At 61.1% G+C, this 622-nt stretch carries 1 protein-coding gene; it reads left to right on the top strand.

The window, feature by feature from the left end; all coding sequences use genetic code 11:
• Positions 1-18 precede the first annotated feature (18 nt).
• A partial coding sequence (locus E1189_RS00680; RefSeq protein ID WP_155158212.1) for a hypothetical protein occupies positions 19-622 on the top strand: 604 nt, incomplete at its 3' end.

Genomic DNA, 622 nt, shown 5'->3' with positions numbered 1-622 from the left:
CTATACAAGACACTGGCTTTGCAACAAGCGTCTGACAAGGGCCGGCAGGCTGCCAGCAGCCGCTACACCCGTGAGCTCTCTCGCACAGCAGGGCGCGCTGTCCGCACAGCCAGAGCACCTCGCCAGGCCCTGGCCAGCGCACCAGAGCGAACGGACTCCCGTAACAGCTTCAAGCAGGCAACCTGGTTTACCCAGAAGGGCGGCAAGCAGAAACGCGTGACCAAATATCAGGCCAGAAAGCAGGGATGGACGGGCCCGGAAGCTATGCAGGCGGCCACACAAGCCAGCCCTGATGACCAGAACGATGGGCTCGTCATGGCACAGGCCTCAGTCCCGGCATCCAGCACAGAGAGAGCCCCGGCGCCGGTCAGCAAACGCTCTACCAGAACGCCGGCCCTTGTCACAGCCTGTTCACCCTGTGATGCCGTTGAGGAAGGGCGGTGTGCAGGTAAAGGCCAAAGCGTCCGGCCTTTCAAGATGATGCGCAATCATGGTGTGGTCGCCCTGCCCCAGTTTGAACCCGGCAGCGACAGTGCCCAGGTGACAGCCGATACACAGCCGCAATTTGTGATCAAAAAGTTTCGCACTGTCGATGGCACGCTGCAGCCGGATACCGACTTTT

It is taken from the genome of Parendozoicomonas verongulae (assembly GCF_009711465.1).
Taxonomy (GTDB): Bacteria; Pseudomonadota; Gammaproteobacteria; order Pseudomonadales; family Endozoicomonadaceae; genus Sansalvadorimonas; species Sansalvadorimonas verongulae.
This window is presented reverse-complemented; position numbering and strand designations above follow the sequence as displayed.